Origin of the sequence: Stenotrophomonas acidaminiphila (assembly GCA_002951995.1) — a bacterium.
In the GTDB taxonomy this organism is placed as follows: Bacteria; Pseudomonadota; Gammaproteobacteria; order Xanthomonadales; family Xanthomonadaceae; genus Stenotrophomonas; species Stenotrophomonas acidaminiphila_A.
The window spans coordinates 1,648,927-1,671,176 of record CP019797.1; the positions used below are offsets into that span (position 1 = coordinate 1,648,927).

A 22,250-nucleotide genomic window follows, 5' to 3' on the forward strand; every position below is an offset into this window, starting at 1 on the left:
CATGGCTGAATTTGCACTCCCGAAGAACTCCCGGATCACCCAGGGCAAGCACTTCCCCGCCAAGAGCGGCGGCAAGAACGTGCGCACCTTCAAGATCTACCGCTGGAGTCCGGACGACGACCAGAACCCGCGTACCGACACCTACGAGGTCGACCTCGACGCGTGCGGCCCGATGGTCCTGGACGCGCTGATCAAGATCAAGAACGAGATCGACCCGACCCTGACCTTCCGCCGGTCCTGCCGCGAGGGCATCTGCGGTTCGTGCGCGATGAACATCGACGGCACCAACACGCTGGCCTGCACCCGCGCCATCGCCGACTGCACCAAGGCCGAGGTGCCGATCTACCCGCTGCCGCATATGGACGTGGTCAAGGACCTGGTGCCGGACCTGACCCACTTCTACGCGCAGTACGCGTCGATCAAGCCGTGGATCCGCACCCAGACCCCGGCGCCGTCGGACCGCGAGCGGCTGCAGTCGCCGGAAGACCGCAAGAAGCTCGACGGCCTGTACGAGTGCATCCTGTGCGCCTGCTGCTCGACCAGCTGCCCGAGCTACTGGTGGAACGGCGAGCGCTACCTGGGCCCGGCGATCCTGCTGCAGGCCTACCGCTGGATCATCGATTCGCGCGACGAGGACACCGGTGCGCGGCTGGACGATCTGGAGGATCCGTTCAAGCTGTACCGTTGCCACACCATCATGAACTGCGCCCGGACCTGCCCGAAGGGGCTGAACCCGGCGCTGGCGATCGCCGAGATCAAGAAGTTGATGATGGCGCGCCGCGCCTGATGCGCCGGCCCGCGCGATGCCCCGCGCATCGCGGCCATGGCGGCACCGGTCCCTCGGGCCGGTGCCGTCTTCGTTTACGCCACGGTCCGGCCGTGGCATCGGCAGGTGAGCGATGAGCCCTGAAGACGAGATCGAACTGAAGAAGCTGCGCTGGCGCTGCCGGCGCGGCATGCGCGAGCTGGACCAGCTGTTCGGGCGCTATCTTGACCAGCGCTGGGGGCAGGCGCCGACAGCCGAGCGCGCTGTTTTCCTGCAGTTGCTGGAAACCGAAGACGACAAACTGTGGCGCTGGTCCATGGGCTACGAGGCCTGTCCCGATGCGCAGCAGGCGGCCCTGCTGGACTATATCCGCACCCTTCCGCTGTGAGTGGCGGCCCTCGCGCTGGCAGGCCGGCGCGATGTGCCTGCTGGGCCTGCTGGGCGCCATCGCGCTGTTGAACTGCGGGCTCGCGCGGGCCGTTGCATGGCCGGCGGCGCTGCTGGCCGTAGGCCACGGGCTGGGCATGGCGCGGCGCGGGCTGCGCCAGCCGGTGCGGCGGCTGCGGGTGCCGCCCGCGCCGGCTGCGGCCGAGGTCGACGGCGGCGCGGTCCAGGCGCTTGAGCTGCTCGAGCGCGGCCCGCTGCTGGTGCTGCGCTGGCGCAGTGGCGGGCGACGCGGGCAACTGCTGTTCTGGCCGGACACGCTGCCCCGCGCCGGTCGACGTGAACTGCGACTGGCCGTGCGCGCCCATGCCGTTTCCCGTTAGCCGGCGGGAATGGCAACATGGCGCCACTCCATCGGCACACGCGCATGTTCAGACCCTTACCCGTCGCAATCGGATTGCGCTATCTGCGGGCCAAGCGCCGCAACGGCTTCATCTCCTTCATCTCCATGGCCTCGATCCTCGGCATCGCGCTCGGGGTCACCGTGCTGATCACCACGCTGGCGGTGATGAGCGGCTTCCAGAAGGAAATCCGCGACCGCCTGCTGCAGATGTCCGCGCACGCCACGGTCAGTGCCGATGGCGCGCCGATGCGCAACTGGCAGCACGCGGTGGACGTGGCCAGCCGCGACCCGCGCGTGGCCGGTGCCGCGCCCTACATCGAGATCCAGGGCATGCTGGCCGGCCCGCGGGTGCAGGGCGCGATCGTGCAGGGCGTGGACCCGGCGCTCGAACCGAAGGTGTCGGTGCTGGGCGAAAAGATGCAGAAGGGCGCGCTGGACAGCCTGCAGCCGGGCGGGTTCAACATCCTGCTCGGCAAGGAGCTGGCGTTGTGGCTGGGCGTGGACGTGGGCGACAGCGTGGTGGCGACGCTGGCCGAGATCCAGGGCACCCCGGTCGGGGCGATGGCGCGGACCAAGCGCTTCAAGGTCAGCGGCATCTTCGAGGCCGGCTCCAACGAGATCGACCGCGGCGTGGCGTTCGTCAACATGCAGGACCTGGAACGGGTGCTGCGGGTGGACGGGGTCACCGGCGTGCGCCTGAAGCTGCACGACATGGACCAGGCCTATACCGTGGCGCGCGACCTGGCGCTGAACCTGGAGGGCATGTACCGGGTCAGCGACTGGACCCAGGAGAACGCCAACCTCTACCACTCGCTGCGCATGGAAAAGACGGTGATGGGCATCCTGCTGTCGCTGATCGTGGCGATGGGCGCGTTCAACCTGGTGTCCTCGCAGGTGATGCTGGTGACCGACAAGCAGGCCGACATCGCGATCCTGCGCACGCTGGGGCTGACCCCGCGCGGGTGATGCAGGTGTTCATGGTGCAGGGCAGCCTGATCGGGCTGATGGGCACGGTGGCCGGCGTGATCGGCGGCATCACCCTGACGCTCAACCTGGAGCGCATCCTCGGCCTGATCGAATCGACCTTCGACATCAAGCTGCTGCCCGAGGACGTGTACTACATCACCGGCCTGCCGACCGACATGCAGACCGGCGACATCGTGGTGATCACCGCGGTGGCGCTGCTGATGAGTTTCCTGGCAACGCTGTACCCGGCCTGGCGCGCGGCGCGCACCCAGCCGGCGGAGGCGCTGCGCTATGAATGAGAACGCGACCATGGAATCGGTGATACGTGCCGAGGGGCTGGCCAAGACCTACGCCGAAGGGCGCATGCGCACGCCGGTGTTCGACGGGCTCGAACTGGACGTGGCGCCGGGCGAGACGGTGGCCATCGTCGGTGCCTCCGGTGCCGGCAAGAGCACCCTGCTGCACCTGCTCGGCGGACTCGACGTGCCCACCGCCGGCGAGGTGTACGTGGCCGGCCAGCGCATGTCGGCCCTGTCCGACGCGCAGCGCGGGCGCCTGCGCAACACTTCGCTGGGCTTCGTCTACCAGTTCCACCACCTGCTGCCGGAGTTCACCGCGCTGGAGAACGTGATGATGCCGGTGGTGCTCGGCGGCACCGATATTGCCGATGCCCAGCAGCGCGCGCGTGCACTGCTGGAATCGGTCGGGCTGGGGCACCGGCTGGAGCACAAGCCCGGCGAGCTGTCCGGCGGCGAACGCCAGCGCGCGGCGGTGGCGCGGGCCCTGGTGAACCGGCCCGCCTGCGTGCTCGGCGACGAGCCCACCGGCAACCTCGACGACAAGACCGCGGCCACGGTGTTCGACCTGATGCTGGAATTGAACCGCGCCCAGCGCACCAGCCTGGTCCTGGTCACCCATGACCGCGGCCTGGCGCGGCGCCTGGACCGGGTACTCGAACTGCGCCAGGCGCGGCTCCATCCGCTGGCGCACAGCGACGTCTGAGGCCCATCCCGCCCCCCCCGGGCGGCAGGGCAGGCCGCCTGATCCGGCCGCCGGCTGAACAGGCCGCGTCGGCTCGCTTGCGCGTCACCGGCCGCGGTGCAAGATGGCCGGAGTATTCCCGAACAGGAGGTGTGTCATGAAACGTCTGGCAATGGTCTTGTTCGCCGTCGCCGCGCTGGCCGGCTGCGCCACCACCGGCAAGCTGTCCAGCAGCGAGCGGCTGCAGCTGTACCGCGCCCATGCCGGCGCGCCGGTGAAGGATTTCCAGTACTTCGGGTCGCTCAACGGCTGGACCGAGCTCGGCGACAGCGCGCTGGCGGTATGGACCAAGCCCAACGAGGCCTGGCTGTTGAACCTCAGCGGCCCGTGCATGGACCTGTCCTATGCCCCGGCGATCAGCGTCACCAACATGATGGGCCGGGTATCGGCCAAGTTCGACCGCGTGATCGTGCGTGGTGGCGGTCCGAACATGATGCGGGTGCCATGCCGGATCGACACCATCCAGCCGCTGGACGTGAAGGCGCTGCGCGCGTCCGAGAAGGAACTGCGCGAGGCTAAGTTGCAGGAGCGCGAAGCGGAGCAGCCGGCGGATACTAAGTAGCGTTCGCCAGGCCGGCACGTGCCGCGACCATGATCCACTGATGCCTTGCCTGCCGCCGGGGCGCCTCCAGGCAGGGCCGGTGCTGCATGAAGCGAGCGGATTCTTCTGCGGCATTGCCGGCCACCGGGTCGGCATTTGTAGCTGCGATTTTGTTCATTTTTGTAAAGAAAGACGCCGCCGGTCATTTGTGGCTAGGATGAGACTCCATCCGACAGGAGTAGTGCCATGAACAGGATGCTTGGTGCTTTGATGGCGGTCGCGGGTATTGCAGCTTTGGCCGGTCATGCGACGGCTGGCGAGATGAAGAGTTCGGAGCGTTTGGAGAGCTACCGTGCTCATGCAGGTGAACCGGTGGAGAGCTTCCGGTACTTCGGCTCTTTCAACGGTTGGGCCGAGCTCGGCGACAGCGCGCTCGCGGTGTGGACCAAGCCCACGGAAGCTTGGCTGCTGACCCTCGACAGCCCGTGCCGGGATCTGAGCAAGGCGCTGGCGATCAGCATTTCCAACAATACCGGCCATGTAGGCATGCGGTTTGGCCATGTCGCTGCCGGCAGCGATCAGGTGTCCGTAGAAGGTAGCGGGACGTCGATGGCCATCCCGTGCCGCATCCAGAGCATCCAGCCGCTGGACCTGAGGGCGCTGAATGCGTCCAGGCGCAAATTGCGTGAAGTCAGGACGGAGGGGCGCCAGGCAGTGCTCGCGGCGGTTGCCAACGACCCGTCAGCCGCGCTGTAGGAACAGGCGATGCGCCTGTGCGCTGCAGGTGCGATGGAGCTGGTTAGAGCGGGGCCATGCTCCGCTCATGCCTTGCAGGAAGCGCCGACGCCGGGCATGACCCGGCGTCGCGGCATTTGGGCAAGCGAATCAGTCCGGCTCCGGGGCGACGTAGCCGGCGGGCTTTTCCGCGCCGCCGCCGAACAGGAACTTGACCAGCTCTTCCTCCAGGAACGCGCGGTGCTTCGGGTCGCGTGGCGACAGCCGGTTCTCGTTGATCAGCATGGTCTGGTGCGCCAGCCACGCCGCCCAGGCCTGCTTGCCGACGTTGGCGAAGATGCGCTGGCCCAGTTCGCCGGGGTAGGGCACGAAGTCCAGGCCTTCGGTTTCGCGTTGTTCGTACTGGCAGAAGACGGAGCGTGGCATGCGGGGTTCCTGTCGGTGGAGCGGGCCGCCTCAGTGGCGGTCGAGCAGCTTGCGGATGGGCGCCGGCAGCCCCAGCGAGGGCAGCTCGGCGCGGGCGACCCAGCGCAGGTCGGCATTGTCGCCCACGCGCGGGCGCGGGGCGACCCTGCGCAGGTGCAGCGGCTGCAGGTGCAGCCGGTAGTGGCTGAAGGTATGGACGATCAGCGGCAGCTCGTCGGCGGCGTCGTAGTCGCCGTCGATGTGGCTGGCGAACCAGGCGCGCAGCGCGGCATCGGTGTCGGCCTGCGGCAGCGTCCACAACGAGGCCCAGATGCCGGTGGGCGGCCGCTTGCACAACAGGATGCGGCCCTGGCTGTCCTCCAGCAGCAGCGCGCTGGCCTCGCGCTCGGGCAACACCTTGCCGGGCTTTGGCGTCGGCAGTGAATCCACCTGTCCCTGCGCATGTGCCGCGCAGCCATCCCGCACCGGGCACAGGCTGCAGGCGGGGTTGGCGCGGCTGCACAGGGTGGCGCCGAAGTCCATCTGCGCCTGGGTCCAGTCGGCCATGCGTCCCGGCGGCACCTGCGCCACGTGCTGCGCGGCCAGTACCCACAACTGCTTTTCGACGGCGGGCAGGCCGGGGTGGCCGGCGATGCCGTGGTAACGGGTGAGCGCGCGTTTGACGTTGCCGTCGAGGATGGGAAACGGGTCGTTCCAGGCCTGGCTGAGGATGGCGCCGGCGGTGCTGCGGCCGATGCCGGGCAGCGCCAGCAGCGCTTGCGGATCGCGCGGCAGGTCGCCGCCATGCAGCTCCACGCAGCGCCGGGCCGCGGCGTGCAGGTTGCGGGCGCGGGCGTAGTAGCCCAGCCCGGCCCAGTGCGCCATCACCGCATCGTCGTCCGCCGCCGCGAGCTCGGGCAGGGACGGGAACGACTGCACGAAGCGCTGGAAATACGGAATGACCGTGGCCACCTGGGTCTGCTGCAGCATGATTTCCGACAGCCACACCCGGTAGGGCGTGCGCGGATGCTGCCAGGGCAGGTCATGGCGGCCGTGGCGGTCGAACCAGTCGAGCAGGCGCGGGGAAAAGGCATCGGTGGACGGGTGCATGCGCGCACCCGCACCCGTGCCGGGAGTTGCATCGGTGGCGCCGGCCGCGATGCCGGACGCCGCTCCTGCGCGGGCCATCAGTTGCCCAGCGCCTCCGGCAGCAGTGCATCGACGAAGGCTTCCGGGTCGAATACGCGCAGGTCTTCCGGGCGCTCGCCGATGCCGGCGAAGCGGATCGGAATGCCGAACTCGCGCGCCAGCGCGAACACCACGCCACCCTTGGCGGTGCCGTCGAGCTTGGTCACCACCAGCCCGGTGACGCCGGCGGCGGCGTGGAACTGGCGCAACTGGTTCAGCGCGTTCTGGCCGGTGGTGCCGTCGATCACCATCAGCACCTCATGCGGCGCGCTGGGGTCGATCTTGCCCAGTACGCGGCGGATCTTGCTCAGCTCGTTCATCAGCCCGGCCTGGGTGTGCAGGCGGCCGGCGGTGTCGGCGATCAGCACGCTGGTGCCGCGCGCCTTGCCGGCCTGCAGTGCGTCGAACGCCACCGATGCCGCGTCGGCGTTCTGGCCCTGGGCGATCACCGCCACGCCGTTGCGCTCGCCCCACACCTGCAACTGCGCTACCGCGGCGGCGCGGAAGGTATCGCCGGCGGCCAGCATCAGGCTGTGGCCCTCGTCTTTGAAGCGCTTGGCCAGCTTGCCGATGGTGGTGGTCTTGCCAACGCCGTTGACGCCCACGGTGAGGATCACGAACGGCCTGGCGTCGCGGTCGATGACCAGTGGCCGGGCCACGGGCTGCAGCAGCGCGATCAGGTCGGCGCGCAGCGCGGCGAGCAGCGCGTTGGCGTCGGCGAACTCGCGCGATTTCATGCGCCGGCGCAGGTCTTCGACCAGCGCGGTGGTGGCCGGCACGCCGACGTCGGCGGTCAGCAGCGCGGTCTCGATCTCGTCGAGCAGGTCGTCGTCCAGCCGCGGGTTGCGCGAGAACAGGCCGCCAAAGCTGCGGGCGAAGGCGCTGTTGCGCAGGCGGTCACGCCAGCCGGGCTTGCCCGCCGGGGCGGCCGGGGCGGCGTTGGCCGGGATCAGGCCCGCGTCGGTGGCATCCACGGCCGTCGTCGCTGCAGCGGTCCCGGCCGCCGCGGAGGGTGCGGTGCTGTCTGCGACAGGCGCGGGCGCGGTGATGGCGGGCGCGGGCGCAACGGGGTCCAGGGCCGGCGCCGGGTCAGCGGCGGGCGCCGCGTCGGCGGGGTCGGCCGCCGGCGCGGGCTGTTCGGCCGGCGCGGGCAGGGCGGAGGCCAGCTCCTCGGCGCTGAATTGCGGGGGCTTGCCGACCGCGGGGGCGTCCTGCGGCTTCTTGCGACGGAAAAAACTGAGCATGGATGAGAAAAACCGGGGTAGGGCCACATGCTACCACCGGCGCTGGCGGCGGCCGGTCCGCAGCGGCGGAAAACGGGCTAAAGTCGGCGCCTGGCAGGCCGATGACAAGGCATGAACGCGATTCCCTCGATTGCCGCCTCCGGCATGCGCGTGGCCGTGATGGGCGTGCGCGTGGCGGCGCAGAACATCGCCGTGCAACCGGTGCAGCCGGTGGGGCCGCGGCAGGTGCTGGCGGTGCAGACCCTTGCCGGTGGCGGCGCCAGCGCGCGGGTGTCCGCGGGCGAGGGGGCGCCGGACCTGGCCGCCGACCTGCTGGCGGCCAGGACCTATGAAGTCGCCTTTGCCGCCAACGCGGTGGTGATCCGGCGCAACAGCGAAATGCTGGGGACGCTGTTCGACGCGTTCGCCTGACCACCCGGCTTGCGCCGCGTGCGGGTGGCGCGGCCGGCGTCACGCCCGCGGGCAGGGCGCGGATGGACGCCCTGCCGCGACCGGCCCCCTCCGTCGCGGAGGGGGCGACCGGCCTCAGGCCGACAGTTCCAGCAGCAGCTTGTTGAGCCGGCGCACGTAAGCGGCCGGGTCCTTCAGGCCGTCGCCGGCGGCCAGCGCGGCCTGGTCGAACAGCACCCGCGCCAGGTCGCTGAAGCGGTCCATGTCCGGCTCGGCGTCCAGCTTCTCGATCAGCGGGTGCGCCGGGTTGAACTCGAACACCGGCCTGCTCTCGGGCACCTTCTGCCCGCTGGCTTCCAGGATCTGCCGCATCTGCAGGCCCAGGTCCTGCTCGCCGATGGCCAGGATCGCCGGCGAATCGGTCAGGCGGTGGGAGACGCGCACCTCGGCCACGTCCTCGCCCAGCGCGGTCTTGATGCGCGTGGCCAGCCCTTCCTTGGCCTTGGCGGCTTCCTCCTGCGCCTTCTTCTCTTCCTCCGAGTCCAGCGTGCCCAGGTCCAGGTCGCCACGGGCCACGTCCACGAACGACTTGCCGTCGAATTCGTGCAGGTAGTTCATCAGCCACTCGTCGATGCGGTCGGTCATCAACAGCACCTCGATGCCCTTCTTGCGGAACACCTCCAGGTGCGGGCTGTCCTTGACCTGCAGGTAGCTCTCGCCGGTGAGGTAGTAGATCTTGTCCTGGCCCTGGACCATGCGGCCAACGTAGTCGGCCAGCGCCACGTCCTGCGCGCCGTCGCTGCCATGGGTGGAGGCGAAGCGCAGCAGCCCGGCGATCTTCTCGCGGTTGTTGAAGTCCTCGGCGGGGCCTTCCTTCAGCACCTGGCCGAATTCCTTCCAGAAGCGCTGGTAATCGGCGGGGGCGTCCTTGGCCAGCTTCTCCAGCATGTCCAGTGCGCGCCTGGTCAGCGCCGACTTCATCGAGTCGATCACCGGCCCGGACTGCAGGATCTCGCGCGAAACGTTCAGCGGCAGGTCGCTGGAGTCGACCACGCCCTTGATGAAGCGCAGGTACAGCGGCAGGAACTGCTCGGCCTGGTCCATGATGAAGACGCGCTGCACGTACAGCTTCAGGCCCTTGGCGGCGTCGCGGTGGTACAGGTCGAACGGCGCGCGGCCGGGGGTGTACAGCAGCGAGGTGTATTCCAGCTTGCCCTCGACCCGGTTGTGGCTCCACGCCAGCGGGTCGGTGAAGTCATGGGCGATGTGCTTGTAGAACTCCTGGTACTCGGCGTCGCTGACCTCGGACTTGGGCCGGGTCCACAGCGCGTTGGCCTTGTTGACCGCTTCCCACTCCGCCGCCGCCGGCGCCTCGTCGCCAGTGGCCTGCTTGTGCATTTCGATCGGCAGGCCGATGTGGTCGGAGTACTTCTTGACCAGGCTGCGCAGCTTCCAGCCATCGGCGAAGCCTTCCTCGCCGTCCTTGAGGTGCAGCACGATGCGGGTACCGCGTTCGGGCTTGTCGATGGTGGCGACCTCGAACTCGCCTTCGCCGCGCGAGGACCAGTGCACGCCCTCGCTGGCCGGCAGCCCGGCGCGGCGGCTGTAGACGTCGACCTGGTCGGCGACGATGAAAGCCGAATAGAAGCCCACGCCGAACTGGCCGATCAGGTTGGCGTCCTTCTTCTGGTCGCCGGACAGGTTCTTCAGGAAGTCGGCGGTGCCCGACTTGGCGATGGTGCCCAGGTGCGCCACGGCTTCGTCGCGGCTCAGGCCGATGCCGTTGTCGTCGATGGTCAGGGTGCGCGCGGCCGGGTCGGCCTCGATGCGGATGCGCAGCGCGCCGTCGCCTTCCAGCAGCTCCGGCCGGGTCAACGCCTCGAAACGCAGCTTGTCGGCGGCATCGGCGGCGTTGGAGACCAGCTCGCGCAGGAAGATTTCCTTGTTCGAGTACAGCGAGTGGATCATCAGGTGCAGCAGCTGCTTCACCTCGGTCTGGAAACCGCGGGTTTCCTTGTGGGCTTCGGCGGTCATCGTCGGGTTCGCTCCATGGTTGCCAGGCCGCGCGCGGGCGGCCGATGGCCTCACGGATGTGGGCCCGTCGGCGGATTTCAAGATCGTCGGCCACTGCGGACGCACGCGCGGCCGGGCCCGGCGGTCGATTCGGCTTATCATGCGGCCCCGTTTCCGCCGCCATTCGCATGCCCCGTTCCCCGCGATCTCCCGCTCCGGCCTCCCGCCGTCCCGCGCATGGCGGGGACGGGCAGGTGCGCATCATCGGCGGCCGCTGGCGCAATACGCGGCTGCAGGTGCCGTCGCTGGACGGCCTGCGCCCGACCAGCGACCGCGTGCGCGAGACCCTGTTCAACTGGCTGATGCCCAAACTGCCCGGTGCGCGCGTACTGGACCTGTTCGCCGGCAGCGGCGCGCTGGGGCTCGAGGCGGTGTCGCGCGGCGCCGCTTCGGCGCAGCTGGTGGAACGCGACCCGGCGCTGGCCGCGGCGCTGCGCGGCGTGGTCGAGCGGCTGGGCGCCGCTGCGCAGGTGCAGGTTGCCGCCGGCGATGCGCTGCGCTGGCTGGAAACCGCCGCGCCGCTGCAGGCCGACATCGTGTTCATGGATCCGCCGTTCGCCGCCGGCCTGTGGGCGCAGGTGTTCGAGCGGCTGCCGCGGCACCTGGCCGCGGATGCGTGGCTGTACGTGGAGGCGCCCGCGGCCGCGGCGCCGCTTCCGCCCGCGGACTGGCGCCTGCACCGCGAGGGCGCCACCCGCGATGTCGGCTATGCCCTGTACGTTCGCGCCGCTGCTACACTCCGCGGTGACCTGAACGCGACTCCGTCCGCATGACCCCGTCCAACCCGCGCATTGCCGTCTATCCGGGCACGTTCGACCCGATCACCAATGGTCACATCGACCTGGTGCACCGGGCCGCGCCGCTGTTCGAGAAGATCGTGGTCGGCGTGGCGCAGAGCCCGTCCAAGGGGCCGACGCTGCCGCTCGCGCTGCGCGTGGAGCTGGCGCGCGAGGCGCTGGCCCGCCATGACAACGTCGAGGTGGTCGGTTTCGATACCCTGCTGGCGCATTTCGTGCGCTCGGTGCATGCCGGGGTGCTGCTGCGCGGCCTGCGCGCGGTGTCCGATTTCGAATATGAATTCCAGATGGCGAGCATGAACCGCCACCTGATCCCGGAGGTCGAGACCCTGTTCCTGACCCCGTCCGAACAGCACAGCTTCATTTCTTCCTCGCTGGTGCGCGAAATCGCCCGGCTGGGAGGCGACGTGTCCGGTTTCGTGCCGGCCACGGTGCTCGAAGCGCTGCGCAGGGCCCGCGAATCCCGCGCTGGCGCCTGACCCATCCCAACAGCCGTAACGAATCCAATAGAGGGAGACGATCCATGAAGAACACGATGCGCGTGATGCTGGCCGCTTCGCTGGTGCTGGGCTTCACCGCCTGCAAGAAGGAAGAGGCCGCACCGGCCGCCGAGGCGCAGCAGGCGCTGGTGGCCCCGGCCAAGGACGACGATGCCGGCTGGCGCAAGTACCTGCAGGCCGTGGCCGTGCAGAACATGGGCAACATCACCAACAACCCGTACCTGTACTACCTGGTGCCGGAGTCCGACCCGGAGTTCGCCGCCAAGTACGAGCGCCAGGTCGAAAGCGCCACCGCCGCCATCGGCCGCGGCGTGTCCCCGGGCAACATGCTGGCCTTCGGTTCGTCGGCCTCGTCGAAGATGGCCGACCTGATCGAGACCGCGTTCAAGGGCGTGCAGGCCGATTCCATGAAGGGCGTGCGCGTGGTGTACATCGGCGATGCCGCCGACAACGCCCGCGTGCAGACCATCGTGCAGCCGACCGGCGCCGATTACATCTTCGTTGAAGCCAAGTGACCCGTGCCCGGCCGGGCATGCCTTGCGCATGTCCGGCCGCTGCCGGCCCGGAAGCGGGCCGCATCGAGCCGGTGGCGCCGCGCGCCGCCGGCCTGCCGCCGGCAGGCGCGGGCATGGAGCCGTTCCATGTCTCTGAAAATCAATGAGCTCTGCGTCAACTGCGACGTCTGCGAGCCAGCCTGCCCGAACAAGGCCATTTCGATGGGCGAGACGATCTACGTGATCGATCCGGCCCGTTGCACCGAATGCGTCGGCCATTTCGATGAGCCGCAATGCGTGGTGGTGTGCCCGGTCGAATGCATCGACCCGGATCCGGACATTCCCGAAACCCACGACCAGCTGCTGGCCAAGCTGCATGCGCTGCAGCGCGACCACCCCGAACTGTACGAACCGGAGACCCCCTCGGCATGAAACGTTTCGCGCGTTCCTTCCTGTTGTTTGCGCTGGTGCTGGCACCGGCGGCGTGGGCGGCACCGACGCCGCCGCAGGCGCTGGCCGCGCACCCCGACGGCGCGGCGATCGCCAGCGGCCACGAACTGGCGACCAAGGCCGGCATGGAGATCCTGGCCAAGGGCGGCAATGCGTTCGACGCCGCGGTGGCGGTGTCATCCACGCTGGCGGTGGTCGAGCCGATCAGTTCCGGCCTGGGCGGCGGTGGCTTGTTCATGCTGCACGACGCGCGCACCGGCAAGGACGTGATGCTCGACGCGCGCGAGACCTCACCGGCGTCGGCCACGCCGGAGCGCTTCCTGGACGCCAACGGCGAGCTGGACCGCGACCGCTCGGTCAACGGCCCGTGGTCGGCCGGCATCCCCGGGTTGCCGGCGCTGCTGGTGCAGGTCGCGCGCGAACACGGCCGGCTGCCGCTGTCCGAATCGCTGGCACCGGCGATCCGCGTGGCCAGCGAAGGCTTCCCGGTGTACGCGCGCATGGCGCGTGGCTATGCCGCGCGGCGCGAGGTGATGGAGCGCTATCCCGGCACCCGTGAGGTGTACCTGCGCAACGGTCGTCCCATCGCCGAGGGCGACATCTTCAAGCAGCCGGAACTGGCGCATACCCTGCGGCTGCTGGCCGCCAGGGGCTTCGACGGCTTCTACCGCGGCGAGACCGCGAACAAGCTGCTGGCCGGGGTGAAGAAGGCCGGCGGCCAATGGACCGCCGCCGAGCTGGCCGGCTACACGGTCAAGGCGCGCGAACCGATCGTGTTCGACTACCGCGGCTGGAAGATCACCACCGCACCGCCGCCGTCCTCCGGCGGCATCGCGCTGGCGTCGATGCTGCAGATCCTGGAAGGCTGGGACCTGGCCGCCCTGGACGAGGCGCACCGCACCCACCTGGTGGTCGAGGCCATGCGCCGTGCCTACCGCGACCGCACCTTCTTCCTCGGCGACCCGGATTTCGTGCAGATCCCGCAGAAGGTGCTCACCAGCCGCGACTACGCCCAGGGCCTGCGCGCCACCATCCACCCGGACAAGGCCACCCCGAGCGACCTGCTGTCGGGCAACCCGACCCCGCTGGAGGATGACGAGACCACCCATTTCTCGATCATCGACAGCGAAGGCAACCGCGTCGGCGGCACCCAGACGGTCAACCTGCTGTACGGCTCGGGCTTCATCCCGGCCGGCACCGGCGTGCTGCTGAACAACGAGATGGACGATTTCGCGCTCAAGCCGGGTACGCCCAACGCGTTCGGCGTGATGGGCTACGAGGCCAACGCACCGAAGCCGGGCAAGCGCATGCTCAGCTCGATGACGCCGACCTTCATGGAGAACGACGAGAAGGTGGTCGTGATCGGCACCCCGGGCGGCAGCCGCATCATCACCATGGTGCTGCTGGGCATCCTCGGCTACGACGCCGGGCTGGACGCGCAGCAGGTCGCCGCGCTGCCGCGTTACCACCACCAGTGGCTGCCGGACGAGATCTCGGCCGAGAGCGGCGCGTTCACCCCGGACGTGGCGCGGCAGCTGCAGGCCATGGGCCACAAGGTCGACCTGCCCGGCGACAGCGCCGACGGCGGGCGTGGTTCCAGCCACGTGTGGGGCAACCTGCAGACGGTGGAATGGAACCGCCGCAGCAACACCCTCAGCGGTGGCAGCGACCCGCGCAACCCGGTCGGCAGCGCCGAGGTGCGCAGGATGGGCAAGGGCGACTGAGCCGCCCGCGCATCCGGATGCCACACCGAACCCCGCCGCATGGCGGGGTTCCGCGTTTTCGGGGCCACCGCGGGCTCAGCACTCGAGGTTGCGCAGCACGCTGGCCAGTCCGCGTACCGCCGCTTCCAGTTCGTCCGGCGCATGCGCGGCGAAACCCATCAGGAAGCCGGCCTGGTCCGCTTCCCCTGCGTAAAGCCCGCCCAGCCCCAGCAGGTCGATACCCGCACGCCGGGCCGCGTCCACGGCGCGGGCCTCGGCGATGTCGCGGGTGAGCAGGCACGGCATCTGCATGCCGCCGGCCGGCACCCGTGGCTGCAGGTAACCGCCCAGATGGCGCCGTACCAGCCGCGCCAGCAGGTCGCGCCGCTCGCCATAGAGCTGACGCATGGCGCGCACGTGGGCGCCGAAATGGCCGCCTTCGATGAAGCGCGCCAGGGTCAGCTGCGGAACCGGTGCGCTGTGCCCGTCAAGCAGCGTGCGCGCCACGGTCATCGGTTCCACCAGCGCCGGCGGCAGCAGCATGTAGCCGATGCGCAGGCCCGGGAACAGCGACTTGGTGAAGGTGCCGATGTAGATCGTGCGCTCGTGCGGGTCCAGTCCCTGCACGCAGGCGGTGGGTTTGCCGGCATAGTGGAACTCGCTGTCGTAGTCGTCCTCGATGATCCAGGCGCCGTGCCGCTGCGCCCACTCGATCACGGCCAGGCGCCGGTCCAGCGCCAGCGTGGCGCCGGTCGGGAACTGGTGCGAGGGGGTCAGGAACACCGCCCGCGCCGGCGCCGCGTCGTGCAGCCGTTCCACGCGCATGCCGTCGGCGTCCACCGGCACCGGCACGCAGTCCAGGCCGGCGGCCTCGAATGCGCGCCGCGCGCCATGGTAGGCCGGGTCCTCGATGAAGATGCGGTCGCCGGCGTCGAGCAGCACGCTGGCGCACAGCGCCAGCGCCTGTTGCGAGCTGGTCAGCACCAGCACGCGCCCGGGCGTGGCGCGGGCGCCGCGTTCGAGGTTGACGTAGTCGGCGATGGCCTGGCGCAACGCTTCCATGCCCTGTGGCGGACTGTGCAGCAGGGCGGCGCTGCCGTGTTGCCTGAGCACCTGCCGTTGCAGCCGCTCCCAGGTCTGCAGCGGGAAATGGCGGGTCTCGGGCAGGCCCGGCGCGAACGCGCGCGGGGCAAGGAAATCGCGCACCCCGCCGTCGCGGAACAACGCCGCGCCACGCCGGCTCAGCGCGGCGGCCAGCGGTGCCGGGCCGGCCCGGCGCGCCGCGCTGCGCCGCCGCCGCACGCGCTCTGACACGAAGCTGCCGCTGCCCACGCGGCGTTCGATGAAACCCTCGGCATGCAACTGGCCATAGGCGGCCTCCACCGTGTCGCGGGAAACCCCGAGCGAGTGGGCCAGCGCGCGCGACGCCGGCAATGGCCGGCCCACGTCGATCGCGCCCTCGAGGATCAGCTGGCGCAGGGCACGCTGGATGCGTGCGTGCAGGGGCAGGCCGGCGTGCGCCGGGTCGACCAGCCAAGCTTTTACCGATTCGAGCTGAGCATGGCGGAACAATTGGCCGGTATCCTATGTGGAAAGTGGATGGGTAAATCAGTCCATTGCGCGGCTATAAAACAGCCCCGGGGTCGCCCCCGTCAACTGCCTGGAGCCCGCATCCGCCCATGCCATCGGTCCCTGTTCCCGCGCTGCGCCTGCGCGACCTGCCGCATCCGGTGATGGCCGGGCTGGTATCGGTCATCGTCAATTACGGCGGCACCTTCATTCTGGTGTTCCAGGCGGCCAAGGTGGCCGGCCTCGGGCCGCAGCTGACCGCCTCATGGGTCTGGTCGGTGTCCATCGGCGTGGGCCTGACCGGGCTGCTGCTGAGCTGGCGCTACCGTGCGCCGGTCATCACCGCGTGGTCGACGCCGGCCGCCGCGTTCCTGGTCACCGCGCTGGCGACCACGCCGTGGGCCGAAGCGGTCGGGGCGTTCGTGCTGTCGGCGGCGGGTTTCGTCGTGCTCGGCCTGTCCGGGCGGTTCGAACGGGTGATCCGGCGGGTGCCGCCGGGCGTGGCGGCTGGCCTGCTGGCGGGCATCATGCTGCAGTTCGGGATCAAGGCGTTCGCGGGGCTGGACGTCGACCCGCTGTTGGCCGGGGCGCTGATCCTGGCCTACGTGGTGCTCCGGCGGGTGAGCGCGCGCTATGCGGTGGTCGGTATCCTGCTGGCGGGGCTGGGCCTGCTGCTGGTGCAGGGGCGCATCGACCTGCATGGTCTGGAGCTGCGTCTGGCCGCGCCGGTGTTCACGATGCCGGTGTTCACCGTCAATGCGCTGCTGGGCGTGGCGCTGCCGCTGTTCCTGATCACCCTGACCGGGCAGTACATGCCGGGCATGCTGGTGCTGCGCAACGACGGCTTCCGCACGCCCGCCGATCCCATCGTCACCGCGACCGGGCTCGGCTCGCTGCTGATGGCGCCGTTCGGTTCCCATGCCTTCAACATCGCCGCGATCACGGCGGCGATCTGCACCGGACCCGAGGCGCACGAGGATCCGTCCCGGCGCTGGATCGCCGGCATCGCGGCCGGTGTGTTCTACATCCTTGTCGGTGTGTTCGGGTAACCTTGGCGGCGGTGTTCCTGGCGCTGCCGGCGACCTTCATCACCACGCTGGCGGGGCTGGCCCTGCTGGGCACCCTGGGCGGCAGCCTGGCCACGGCGGTAGCCGATGCGCGCACCCGCGAGGCGGCGCTGATCACCTTCCTGGCGGCGGCCGCCAACATCACCGTGTTCGGTATCGGCGGCGCATTCTGGGGGCTGGTGATCGGCTTGCTGGCGCACCTGCTGCTCAACGGCCGGCTGCCGGACGGGCGCCCGGCATCGGTCGCCGACGCCGGAGCAACCCGTCCATGATCCCGGCCACTCCGACTTCGCACGACCGCCATGGCCGCTACCCGCAGGCGCTCACGGTCGATGATGTCCGCCGCAACCTGGCCGCGGTGCAGGCGCGCATCGCCGCCGCCTGCCAGCGTGCCGGCCGCGACCCGGCCAGCGTGCGGCTGCTGCCGGTGAGCAAGACCAAGCCAGAGGCGAGCCTGCGCCTGGCCTACGCCGCGGGCTCCCGCCTGCTGGGCGAGAACAAGGTGCAGGAGGCGCACCACAAGTGGGAGGCGATGCAGGACCTGGCCGGCCTGCGCTGGTCGGTGATCGGCCACCTGCAGACCAACAAGGCCAAGCTGGTGGCGCGCTTCGCCAGCGAGTTCCAGGCGCTGGACAGCCTGCGCCTGGCCGAGACCCTGGACCGTCGCCTGCAGCTGGAAGGCCGCCCGCTGGACGTGTTCGTGCAGGTCAACACCTCCGGCGAGGACAGCAAGTACGGGCTGGCGCCGGCCGACGTGGCTGGTTTCATCGCCGCATTGCCGCGGTTCACGCATCTGCGCGTACGCGGGCTGATGACCCTGGCGCTGTTCTCCGAGGACGCGGCGCGGGTGCGCGCCTGCTTCGTGCGCCTGCGCGAACTGCGCGACCGCCTGCGCCCGCAGGCACCGGACGGCATCGGCCTGGACGAGCTGTCGATGGGCATGTCCGGCGACTTCGAGATCGCCATCGAGGAAGGCGCCACCGTGGTGCGCGTCGGCCAGGCCATCTTCGGCGCGCGCGATACGCCCGACAACCATTACTGGCCGGCCGCCGGCCCGTGAGCCACACGTTTGCCAATCCCCGCCGGGCCCACCGGCCCGGCCCCGATCCACGCCCAGGAGTTGCCCCCATGCATGACCCATCGTCGCGCCTTGCCGATTTCGATCCCGAACTGGCCGCGGCCATCCACGCCGAGGAATGCCGGCAGGAGGACCATGTCGAACTGATCGCCTCGGAGAACTACGCCAGCCCGCGGGTGCGCGCGGTGCAGGATTCGGTGTTCACCAACAAGTATGCCGAGGGCTATCCCGGGCGCCGCTACTACAGCGGCTGCGACAACGTGGACGTGGCCGAGCGCCTGGCGATCGAACGCGCGCGGCAGCTGTTCGGCTGCGACTACGCCAACGTACAGCCACACGCCGGGGCGCAGGCCAACGCCGCGGTGTTCCTGGCCCTGGCCAGCCCGGGCGATACGGTGATGGGCATGAACCTGGCGCAGGGCGGGCACCTGACCCATGGCAATCCGTCCAACTTCTCCGGCCGGCATTACCGCATCGTGGCGTACGGGGTGGATCCGCAGACCGGGCTGGTCGACTACGACGCGATGGAGCGCATCGCGCTGGAGACGCGGCCGCGGCTGCTGATCGGTGGCTTCTCGGCCTACTCGCGGCACAAGGACTGGGGGCGCATGCGGGCCATCGCCGACCGCGTCGGCGCGCTGTTCTGGGTGGACATGGCGCACGTGGCCGGGCTGGTCGCGGCGGGCGAGTATCCGGACCCGCTGCCGCATGCGCACGTGGTCACCAGCACCACGCACAAGACCCTGCGCGGCCCGCGTGGCGGCCTGATCCTGGCCCATGGGCAGGGTGCCGATTTCTATCGCAAGCTCGACTCGGCGGTGTTTCCCGGCGTGCAGGGCGGCCCGCTGATGCACGTGATCGCGGCCAAGGCAGTGGCCTTCAAGGAGGCCCTGCGGCCGGAGTTCAGGGCCTACCAGCGGCAGGTACTGGCCAACGCGCGGGCGATGGCGGCGGCGATCCAGCAGCGCGGTTACCGGATCGTGTCCGGTGGTACCGACAACCACCTGATGCTGATCGACCTGCGCGACCGCCGCTATACCGGCAAGGACGCCGACGCGGCACTGGACGCGGCCGGCATCACCACCAACAAGAACACGGTGCCGGGCGATCCGCGCCCGCCGTCGGTCACGTCGGGCCTGCGCATCGGCACCCCGGCGCTGACCACGCGCGGCTTCGGCGTGGCCGAATGCACGCAGCTGGCCGGCTGGCTGTGCGACGTGCTCGACGCGCTGGGCGAGGGCACGCAGGCCCAGGTCGGCGCACGCGTCCGCGAGCAGGTGGTGGCCTTGTGCCGGGCGCACCCGGTGTATCGCTGAGCCGCCCCCGGGGCCCCGGGAAGCGGCCCCCGGGGGCGGCGCGAGGGCGCGCGTCGCCTTGCGAATATTTAACGCGGCGGCGGTAGAATTTTTCATATGAAACTATGGTCGATCCGTGGCAACAGCCAGAAACTGGACGGTGGCGCGATGTTCGGCAACGCGCCCAAGGCCGTGTGGGAAAAATGGTCGCCGGCCGATGACCTGAACCGCATCGAGCTGGCCTGCCGCGCGTTGCTGGCCAGCCCGCTGGGTGGCAAGACGGTGCTGTTCGAAACCGGCATCGGCGCGTTCTTCGAGCCGAAGCTGCGTGAACGCTATGGCGTGCAGGAACCACGGCATGTCCTGATCGATTCGCTGCGCGAGGCCGGTTTCGAGCACGAGGACATCGACGTGGTGGTGCTCAGCCACCTGCATTTCGACCATGCCGGTGGCCTGTTGGCGCCGTGGTCGGAAGGCCGCGGGCCGGAGCTGCTGTTCCCCAACGCGACCTTCGTGGTCGGTGCTTCGCACTGGGAGCGCGCCCGCCACCCGCATCCGCGCGACCGCGCCAGCTTCATCCCGGAACTGCCCGGCCTGCTCGAAGCCAGCGGCCGCCTGGAAATCGTGTCGGGCGAACACTCGCGGGCGCTGGGCGAATCGGTGCGTTTCAGCTTCAGCGACGGGCATACGCCGGGGCTGATGCTGGCCGAAATCGTCGGCCCCGAGCGCATCGACGGCCAGCCGCATGGCGGCCTGGTGTTCTGTGCCGACCTGATCCCGGGCCGCTCCTGGGTGCACGTGCCGATCACCATGGGCTACGACCGCAACGCGGAACTGCTGATCGACGAGAAGCGCGCCTTCCTCGAGGACAAGCTCGCCCGCAACGTGCACCTGTTCTTCACCCACGACCCGCAGTGCGCGATGGCGCAGGTGACGCGCGACGAGAAGGGCCGGTTCGGCGTCGCCCACGAAGTCGCCGAACTGCGCGCGCGTTCGCTGGCCGCATGAAGAAGTGACTTCCGGCACCCCGCACGGGTGACTGCCGGCTCCTGCCGGCCGCGGGCGCATCGCGGACACTGGTCCCGTCTTCCAACGCGGGATCTGGCATGAAGAACAACGAGACGACGGTTTTCCAGAGCGGAACTTCCCGAAAGGGCTCGCCGTGCGCCATGCACAGGCGCTCTTTCCTGCGGAGGGTGTTCGCCCTGGCGCTGGCGTCGCTGGCCCTTGCCCAGCACGCCTTCGCCGCGCCCAGCGCCAAGGTGCCGCTGCAGGTATCGCCCGGACGGGCCACCACGCTGGCCATCTGGGAACCGGCGCAGGCGCGCGGCGTGGTGTTGTTCTCCAGCGGGCATGGCGCCTGGCCGGAGCGCTACGAGCGCCTGCTGCAGACCTGGGCCGATGCCGGCTTCGTGGTGCTGGCGCCGCTGCACGTGGATTCGGTCCGGTATCCGGAACGGGAGAAGTTCTCGCTGCAGCAGGGCTTCGGCGAGCGCCTGGCCGACATGCGCGCGACCAGCGCCTATGCGCGTGCGCGTTGGCCGGGCCTGCCGGTGGCGGCGGCCGGGCACAGTCTTGGCACGCTGATCTCGGCGGTGCAGGGCGGGGCCCTGGCCGGGCTCGGGCCGCTGCGCGATCCCGGAGTGGTGGCGGTGCTGGGCTACTCCTCGCCGGGCCGGATCCCGGGGCTGATCGGGCCCGATGCCTATGCGACGCTGGCGGTTCCGCTGCTGCTGGTAACCGGTGACGAGGACCTCGTGCCGGGTTTCGTCACCGACCCGGCCGACCACCTGTACCCGGTGCAGACCGCGCCGGCCGGCGACAGGCAGGCGGTGGTGCTGGCCGGCGGCGGGCACAACCTCATCGGCGGCGAGCCGGAAGCGCTGTTCGAACGCGCCCGGCAGCTGGGCACCGCCTTCCTGCAGGCCGAGCTGCTGGACGACCCGCGGGCGCGGCAACTGCTCGAGGCGCCGGCCGCGGCGGGCGAACAGCGGGTACGTCGCTGACGCGCGCCGCTGCCGGGGCGTCGACGACGGGCGACGATCCGCCGACCCCCATCCGTCGTCAGTGGCTGCGCAGGCAGTCGCTCATGAAGGTCTTGCGGGCATCCCCGCTCAGGTGTTTGGCCGAGGCATCGGCATTGCACCGGGTCATGCGCTGCTGCGGGGTCACCGCCGCCGTGGCGGCGGCGGGATGGCCGCTGAGGCAAGTGCGCTGGGCATCCTTGTAGGCATCGCCCTTGAGGCCCTTGTTCTTGGCCGCGCATTCGGCCATGCGCTGTTGTTGCGGGGTAGGCGTGCCGGCGCCGGCCACGAACGGCACGGCGGTGGCCAACAGCAGGCAGGCAAGCAGGGCGGGACGGTACATGGCGCGGCTCCGGGGTGGGTGACGGGCGCAAGCATCCGCCCGCCGGGGAGCAAGCCACCGTGAAGCCGCGATGTAGTTTTTTTAATGCACGCGGGTGCCGAAAATGCGGTCGCCGGCATCGCCCAGGCCGGGCAGGATGTAGCCCTTGTCGTTGAGCCGCTCGTCGATGGCCGCGGTGTAGATCTCCACGTCCGGGTGGGCCGCTTCGACCGCGCGCAGGCCTTCGGGCGCGGCCACCAGGAAAATGCCCTTGATGCGGCGGGCGCCGGCGCGCTTGAGCATGTCGATGGTGGCGATGAGAGTGCCGCCGGTGGCCAGCATCGGGTCCAGGATCAGCGCGTCGCGTTCCTCCAGGCGCCCGGTGAGGCGCTCGAAGTAGGGCACCGGCTGCAGGGTTTCCTCGTCGCGCTGCAGGCCGACCACGCTGACGCGCGCGGCCGGGATCAGCGACAGCACGCCGTTGAGCATGCCCAGCCCGGCGCGCAGGATCGGCACCAGGGTGATCTTGGCGCCGGCGATGCGCTGCACCGTGACCGGGCCGGCCCAGCCGTCCATCGTGCAGGGCTCGGTTTCCAGGTCGGCGGTGGCCTCGTAGGCGAGCAGGCTGCCCAGCTCGTCGGTCAACTCGCGGAACTCCTTGGTGCTGAGCGAGGCCTGGCGCATCAGGCCGATCTTGTGCTGCACCAGCGGGTGGCGTACTTCGACGATCTTCATGGTCGGGCGTGCAAAGAGGGAGGCCATCATTCTGCCGGATCGCCGGGCCGAACCCCAAGCCGGGCCGGCGAAACCGCACG

At 70.0% G+C, this 22,250-nt stretch carries 23 protein-coding genes and 2 pseudogenes; 18 read left to right on the forward strand and 7 right to left on the reverse strand.

Going from position 1 to position 22,250, the window contains the following annotated elements; all coding sequences use genetic code 11:
- Position 1 precedes the first annotated feature (1 nt).
- The 7 genes and pseudogenes from B1L07_07355 (at position 2) to B1L07_07385 (ending at position 4,857) form a co-directional block, all read left to right on the forward strand.
- Positions 2-787, forward strand: coding sequence for a succinate dehydrogenase iron-sulfur subunit (locus B1L07_07355; GenBank protein ID AUZ54938.1), 786 nt, complete (start codon positions 2-4; stop codon positions 785-787).
- A gap of 112 nt (positions 788-899) precedes the next feature.
- Complete coding sequence (locus B1L07_07360) at positions 900-1,154, forward strand: hypothetical protein (GenBank protein AUZ54939.1); 255 nt, start codon at positions 900-902, stop codon at positions 1,152-1,154.
- On the forward strand, positions 1,105-1,533 hold the full coding sequence (locus tag B1L07_07365) for a hypothetical protein (protein AUZ54940.1): 429 nt from the start codon (positions 1,105-1,107) through the stop codon (positions 1,531-1,533). The genes B1L07_07360 and B1L07_07365 overlap by 50 nt, the downstream gene beginning before the upstream one ends.
- Before the next feature lie 44 nt (positions 1,534-1,577).
- Positions 1,578-2,818 (forward strand): annotated as a pseudogene (locus B1L07_07370) (ABC transporter permease).
- Complete coding sequence (locus B1L07_07375) at positions 2,811-3,521, forward strand: lipoprotein releasing system, ATP-binding protein (GenBank protein ID AUZ54941.1); 711 nt, start codon at positions 2,811-2,813, stop codon at positions 3,519-3,521. Before B1L07_07370 ends, B1L07_07375 begins: the two are co-directional and overlap by 8 nt.
- 136 nt (positions 3,522-3,657) lie before the next feature.
- On the forward strand, positions 3,658-4,122 hold the full coding sequence (locus B1L07_07380) for a hypothetical protein (protein AUZ54942.1): 465 nt from the start codon (positions 3,658-3,660) through the stop codon (positions 4,120-4,122).
- Positions 4,123-4,356: 234 nt separating this feature from the next.
- Positions 4,357-4,857, forward strand: a complete 501-nt coding sequence (locus tag B1L07_07385; protein ID AUZ56505.1) for a hypothetical protein — start codon at positions 4,357-4,359, stop codon at positions 4,855-4,857.
- A 129-nt stretch (positions 4,858-4,986) separates the two neighbouring features.
- Here B1L07_07385 and B1L07_07390 read toward each other — a convergent pair whose 3' ends face one another.
- From B1L07_07390 to B1L07_07400, 3 genes are all read right to left on the reverse strand, one after another.
- Entirely contained in the window at positions 4,987-5,262 is a 276-nt protein-coding gene (locus tag B1L07_07390) for an oxidative damage protection protein (GenBank protein ID AUZ54943.1), read from the reverse strand.
- A gap of 30 nt (positions 5,263-5,292) precedes the next feature.
- Positions 5,293-6,351, reverse strand: a complete 1,059-nt coding sequence (locus tag B1L07_07395) for an A/G-specific adenine glycosylase (GenBank protein AUZ54944.1) — start codon at positions 6,349-6,351, stop codon at positions 5,293-5,295.
- Positions 6,352-6,428: 77 nt separating this feature from the next.
- Complete coding sequence (locus B1L07_07400) at positions 6,429-7,673, reverse strand: signal recognition particle-docking protein FtsY (protein ID AUZ54945.1); 1,245 nt, start codon at positions 7,671-7,673, stop codon at positions 6,429-6,431.
- A gap of 111 nt (positions 7,674-7,784) precedes the next feature.
- Between B1L07_07400 and B1L07_07405 the strand changes: the two genes are divergently transcribed.
- Complete coding sequence (locus B1L07_07405; protein ID AUZ54946.1) at positions 7,785-8,084, forward strand: hypothetical protein; 300 nt, start codon at positions 7,785-7,787, stop codon at positions 8,082-8,084.
- A gap of 114 nt (positions 8,085-8,198) precedes the next feature.
- Here the strand turns inward: B1L07_07405 and B1L07_07410 are convergent, their stop codons facing one another.
- Positions 8,199-10,097, reverse strand: coding sequence for a molecular chaperone HtpG (locus B1L07_07410; GenBank protein ID AUZ54947.1), 1,899 nt, complete (start codon positions 10,095-10,097; stop codon positions 8,199-8,201).
- Positions 10,098-10,264: 167 nt separating this feature from the next.
- On the opposite strand from B1L07_07410, the gene B1L07_07415 reads away from it, so the two are divergent.
- The 5 genes from B1L07_07415 to B1L07_07435 all read left to right on the forward strand — a co-directional run bounded on the left by B1L07_07415 (position 10,265) and on the right by B1L07_07435 (position 14,101).
- Positions 10,265-10,909 carry a 16S rRNA (guanine(966)-N(2))-methyltransferase RsmD gene (locus B1L07_07415; protein ID AUZ54948.1) on the forward strand — a complete coding sequence of 215 codons (645 nt, stop codon included), beginning with the start codon at positions 10,265-10,267 and terminating at the stop codon, positions 10,907-10,909.
- Positions 10,906-11,412: a pantetheine-phosphate adenylyltransferase gene (locus tag B1L07_07420; protein AUZ54949.1), complete on the forward strand. Its 507-nt coding sequence runs from the start codon at positions 10,906-10,908 to the stop codon at positions 11,410-11,412. The genes B1L07_07415 and B1L07_07420 overlap by 4 nt, the downstream gene beginning before the upstream one ends.
- Positions 11,413-11,456: 44 nt before the next feature.
- Complete coding sequence (locus B1L07_07425; protein AUZ54950.1) at positions 11,457-11,948, forward strand: hypothetical protein; 492 nt, start codon at positions 11,457-11,459, stop codon at positions 11,946-11,948.
- A gap of 126 nt (positions 11,949-12,074) precedes the next feature.
- Positions 12,075-12,359, forward strand: a complete 285-nt coding sequence (locus tag B1L07_07430) for a ferredoxin (GenBank protein ID AUZ54951.1) — start codon at positions 12,075-12,077, stop codon at positions 12,357-12,359.
- On the forward strand, positions 12,356-14,101 hold the full coding sequence (locus tag B1L07_07435) for a gamma-glutamyltransferase (GenBank protein AUZ54952.1): 1,746 nt from the start codon (positions 12,356-12,358) through the stop codon (positions 14,099-14,101). The genes B1L07_07430 and B1L07_07435 overlap by 4 nt, the downstream gene beginning before the upstream one ends.
- A 75-nt stretch (positions 14,102-14,176) precedes the next feature.
- Here the strand turns inward: B1L07_07435 and B1L07_07440 are convergent, their stop codons facing one another.
- Entirely contained in the window at positions 14,177-15,652 is a 1,476-nt protein-coding gene (locus tag B1L07_07440) for a GntR family transcriptional regulator (protein AUZ54953.1), read from the reverse strand.
- A 107-nt stretch (positions 15,653-15,759) separates the two neighbouring features.
- Here B1L07_07440 and B1L07_07445 point away from each other — a divergent pair.
- From B1L07_07445 to B1L07_07465, 5 genes and pseudogenes are all read left to right on the forward strand, one after another.
- Positions 15,760-16,988: pseudogene (locus B1L07_07445) on the forward strand (benzoate transporter).
- Positions 16,985-17,776, forward strand: a complete 792-nt coding sequence (locus B1L07_07450) for a YggS family pyridoxal phosphate enzyme (protein AUZ54954.1) — start codon at positions 16,985-16,987, stop codon at positions 17,774-17,776. Before B1L07_07445 ends, B1L07_07450 begins: the two are co-directional and overlap by 4 nt.
- 68 nt (positions 17,777-17,844) lie before the next feature.
- Positions 17,845-19,110 (forward strand): serine hydroxymethyltransferase, encoded by a 1,266-nt coding sequence (gene glyA / locus B1L07_07455; GenBank protein ID AUZ54955.1) that lies wholly within the window; start codon positions 17,845-17,847, stop codon positions 19,108-19,110.
- 96 nt (positions 19,111-19,206) lie between these two features.
- On the forward strand, positions 19,207-20,097 hold the full coding sequence (locus B1L07_07460; protein ID AUZ54956.1) for an MBL fold hydrolase: 891 nt from the start codon (positions 19,207-19,209) through the stop codon (positions 20,095-20,097).
- Between the two features lie 161 nt (positions 20,098-20,258).
- On the forward strand, positions 20,259-21,095 hold the full coding sequence (locus B1L07_07465; GenBank protein AUZ54957.1) for a hypothetical protein: 837 nt from the start codon (positions 20,259-20,261) through the stop codon (positions 21,093-21,095).
- A gap of 58 nt (positions 21,096-21,153) precedes the next feature.
- On the opposite strand, the gene B1L07_07470 is transcribed toward B1L07_07465, so the two are convergent.
- Positions 21,154-21,456: a starvation-inducible protein gene (locus tag B1L07_07470; protein ID AUZ54958.1), complete on the reverse strand. Its 303-nt coding sequence runs from the start codon at positions 21,454-21,456 to the stop codon at positions 21,154-21,156.
- 81 nt (positions 21,457-21,537) lie between these two features.
- Entirely contained in the window at positions 21,538-22,170 is a 633-nt protein-coding gene (locus B1L07_07475) for a uracil phosphoribosyltransferase (protein AUZ54959.1), read from the reverse strand.
- Between the last annotated feature and the right edge of the window lie 80 nt (positions 22,171-22,250).

Coding starts and splice junctions, on each gene's coding strand:
- B1L07_07355 (AUZ54938.1), top strand. CDS start 2: ATGGCTGAATTTGCACTCCCGAAGAACTCCCGGATCACCCAGGGCAAG.
- B1L07_07360 (AUZ54939.1), top strand. CDS start 900: ATGAGCCCTGAAGACGAGATCGAACTGAAGAAGCTGCGCTGGCGCTGC.
- B1L07_07365 (AUZ54940.1), top strand. CDS start 1,105: ATGCGCAGCAGGCGGCCCTGCTGGACTATATCCGCACCCTTCCGCTGT.
- B1L07_07375 (AUZ54941.1), top strand. CDS start 2,811: ATGAATGAGAACGCGACCATGGAATCGGTGATACGTGCCGAGGGGCTG.
- B1L07_07380 (AUZ54942.1), top strand. CDS start 3,658: ATGAAACGTCTGGCAATGGTCTTGTTCGCCGTCGCCGCGCTGGCCGGC.
- B1L07_07385 (AUZ56505.1), top strand. CDS start 4,357: ATGCTTGGTGCTTTGATGGCGGTCGCGGGTATTGCAGCTTTGGCCGGT.
- B1L07_07390 (AUZ54943.1), bottom strand. CDS start 5,262: ATGCCACGCTCCGTCTTCTGCCAGTACGAACAACGCGAAACCGAAGGC.
- B1L07_07395 (AUZ54944.1), bottom strand. CDS start 6,351: ATGCACCCGTCCACCGATGCCTTTTCCCCGCGCCTGCTCGACTGGTTC.
- B1L07_07400 (AUZ54945.1), bottom strand. CDS start 7,673: ATGCTCAGTTTTTTCCGTCGCAAGAAGCCGCAGGACGCCCCCGCGGTC.
- B1L07_07405 (AUZ54946.1), top strand. CDS start 7,785: ATGAACGCGATTCCCTCGATTGCCGCCTCCGGCATGCGCGTGGCCGTG.
- B1L07_07410 (AUZ54947.1), bottom strand. CDS start 10,097: ATGACCGCCGAAGCCCACAAGGAAACCCGCGGTTTCCAGACCGAGGTG.
- B1L07_07415 (AUZ54948.1), top strand. CDS start 10,265: ATGCCCCGTTCCCCGCGATCTCCCGCTCCGGCCTCCCGCCGTCCCGCG.
- B1L07_07420 (AUZ54949.1), top strand. CDS start 10,906: ATGACCCCGTCCAACCCGCGCATTGCCGTCTATCCGGGCACGTTCGAC.
- B1L07_07425 (AUZ54950.1), top strand. CDS start 11,457: ATGAAGAACACGATGCGCGTGATGCTGGCCGCTTCGCTGGTGCTGGGC.
- B1L07_07430 (AUZ54951.1), top strand. CDS start 12,075: ATGTCTCTGAAAATCAATGAGCTCTGCGTCAACTGCGACGTCTGCGAG.
- B1L07_07435 (AUZ54952.1), top strand. CDS start 12,356: ATGAAACGTTTCGCGCGTTCCTTCCTGTTGTTTGCGCTGGTGCTGGCA.
- B1L07_07450 (AUZ54954.1), top strand. CDS start 16,985: ATGATCCCGGCCACTCCGACTTCGCACGACCGCCATGGCCGCTACCCG.
- glyA (AUZ54955.1), top strand. CDS start 17,845: ATGCATGACCCATCGTCGCGCCTTGCCGATTTCGATCCCGAACTGGCC.
- B1L07_07460 (AUZ54956.1), top strand. CDS start 19,207: ATGAAACTATGGTCGATCCGTGGCAACAGCCAGAAACTGGACGGTGGC.
- B1L07_07465 (AUZ54957.1), top strand. CDS start 20,259: ATGCACAGGCGCTCTTTCCTGCGGAGGGTGTTCGCCCTGGCGCTGGCG.
- B1L07_07470 (AUZ54958.1), bottom strand. CDS start 21,456: ATGTACCGTCCCGCCCTGCTTGCCTGCCTGCTGTTGGCCACCGCCGTG.
- B1L07_07475 (AUZ54959.1), bottom strand. CDS start 22,170: ATGAAGATCGTCGAAGTACGCCACCCGCTGGTGCAGCACAAGATCGGC.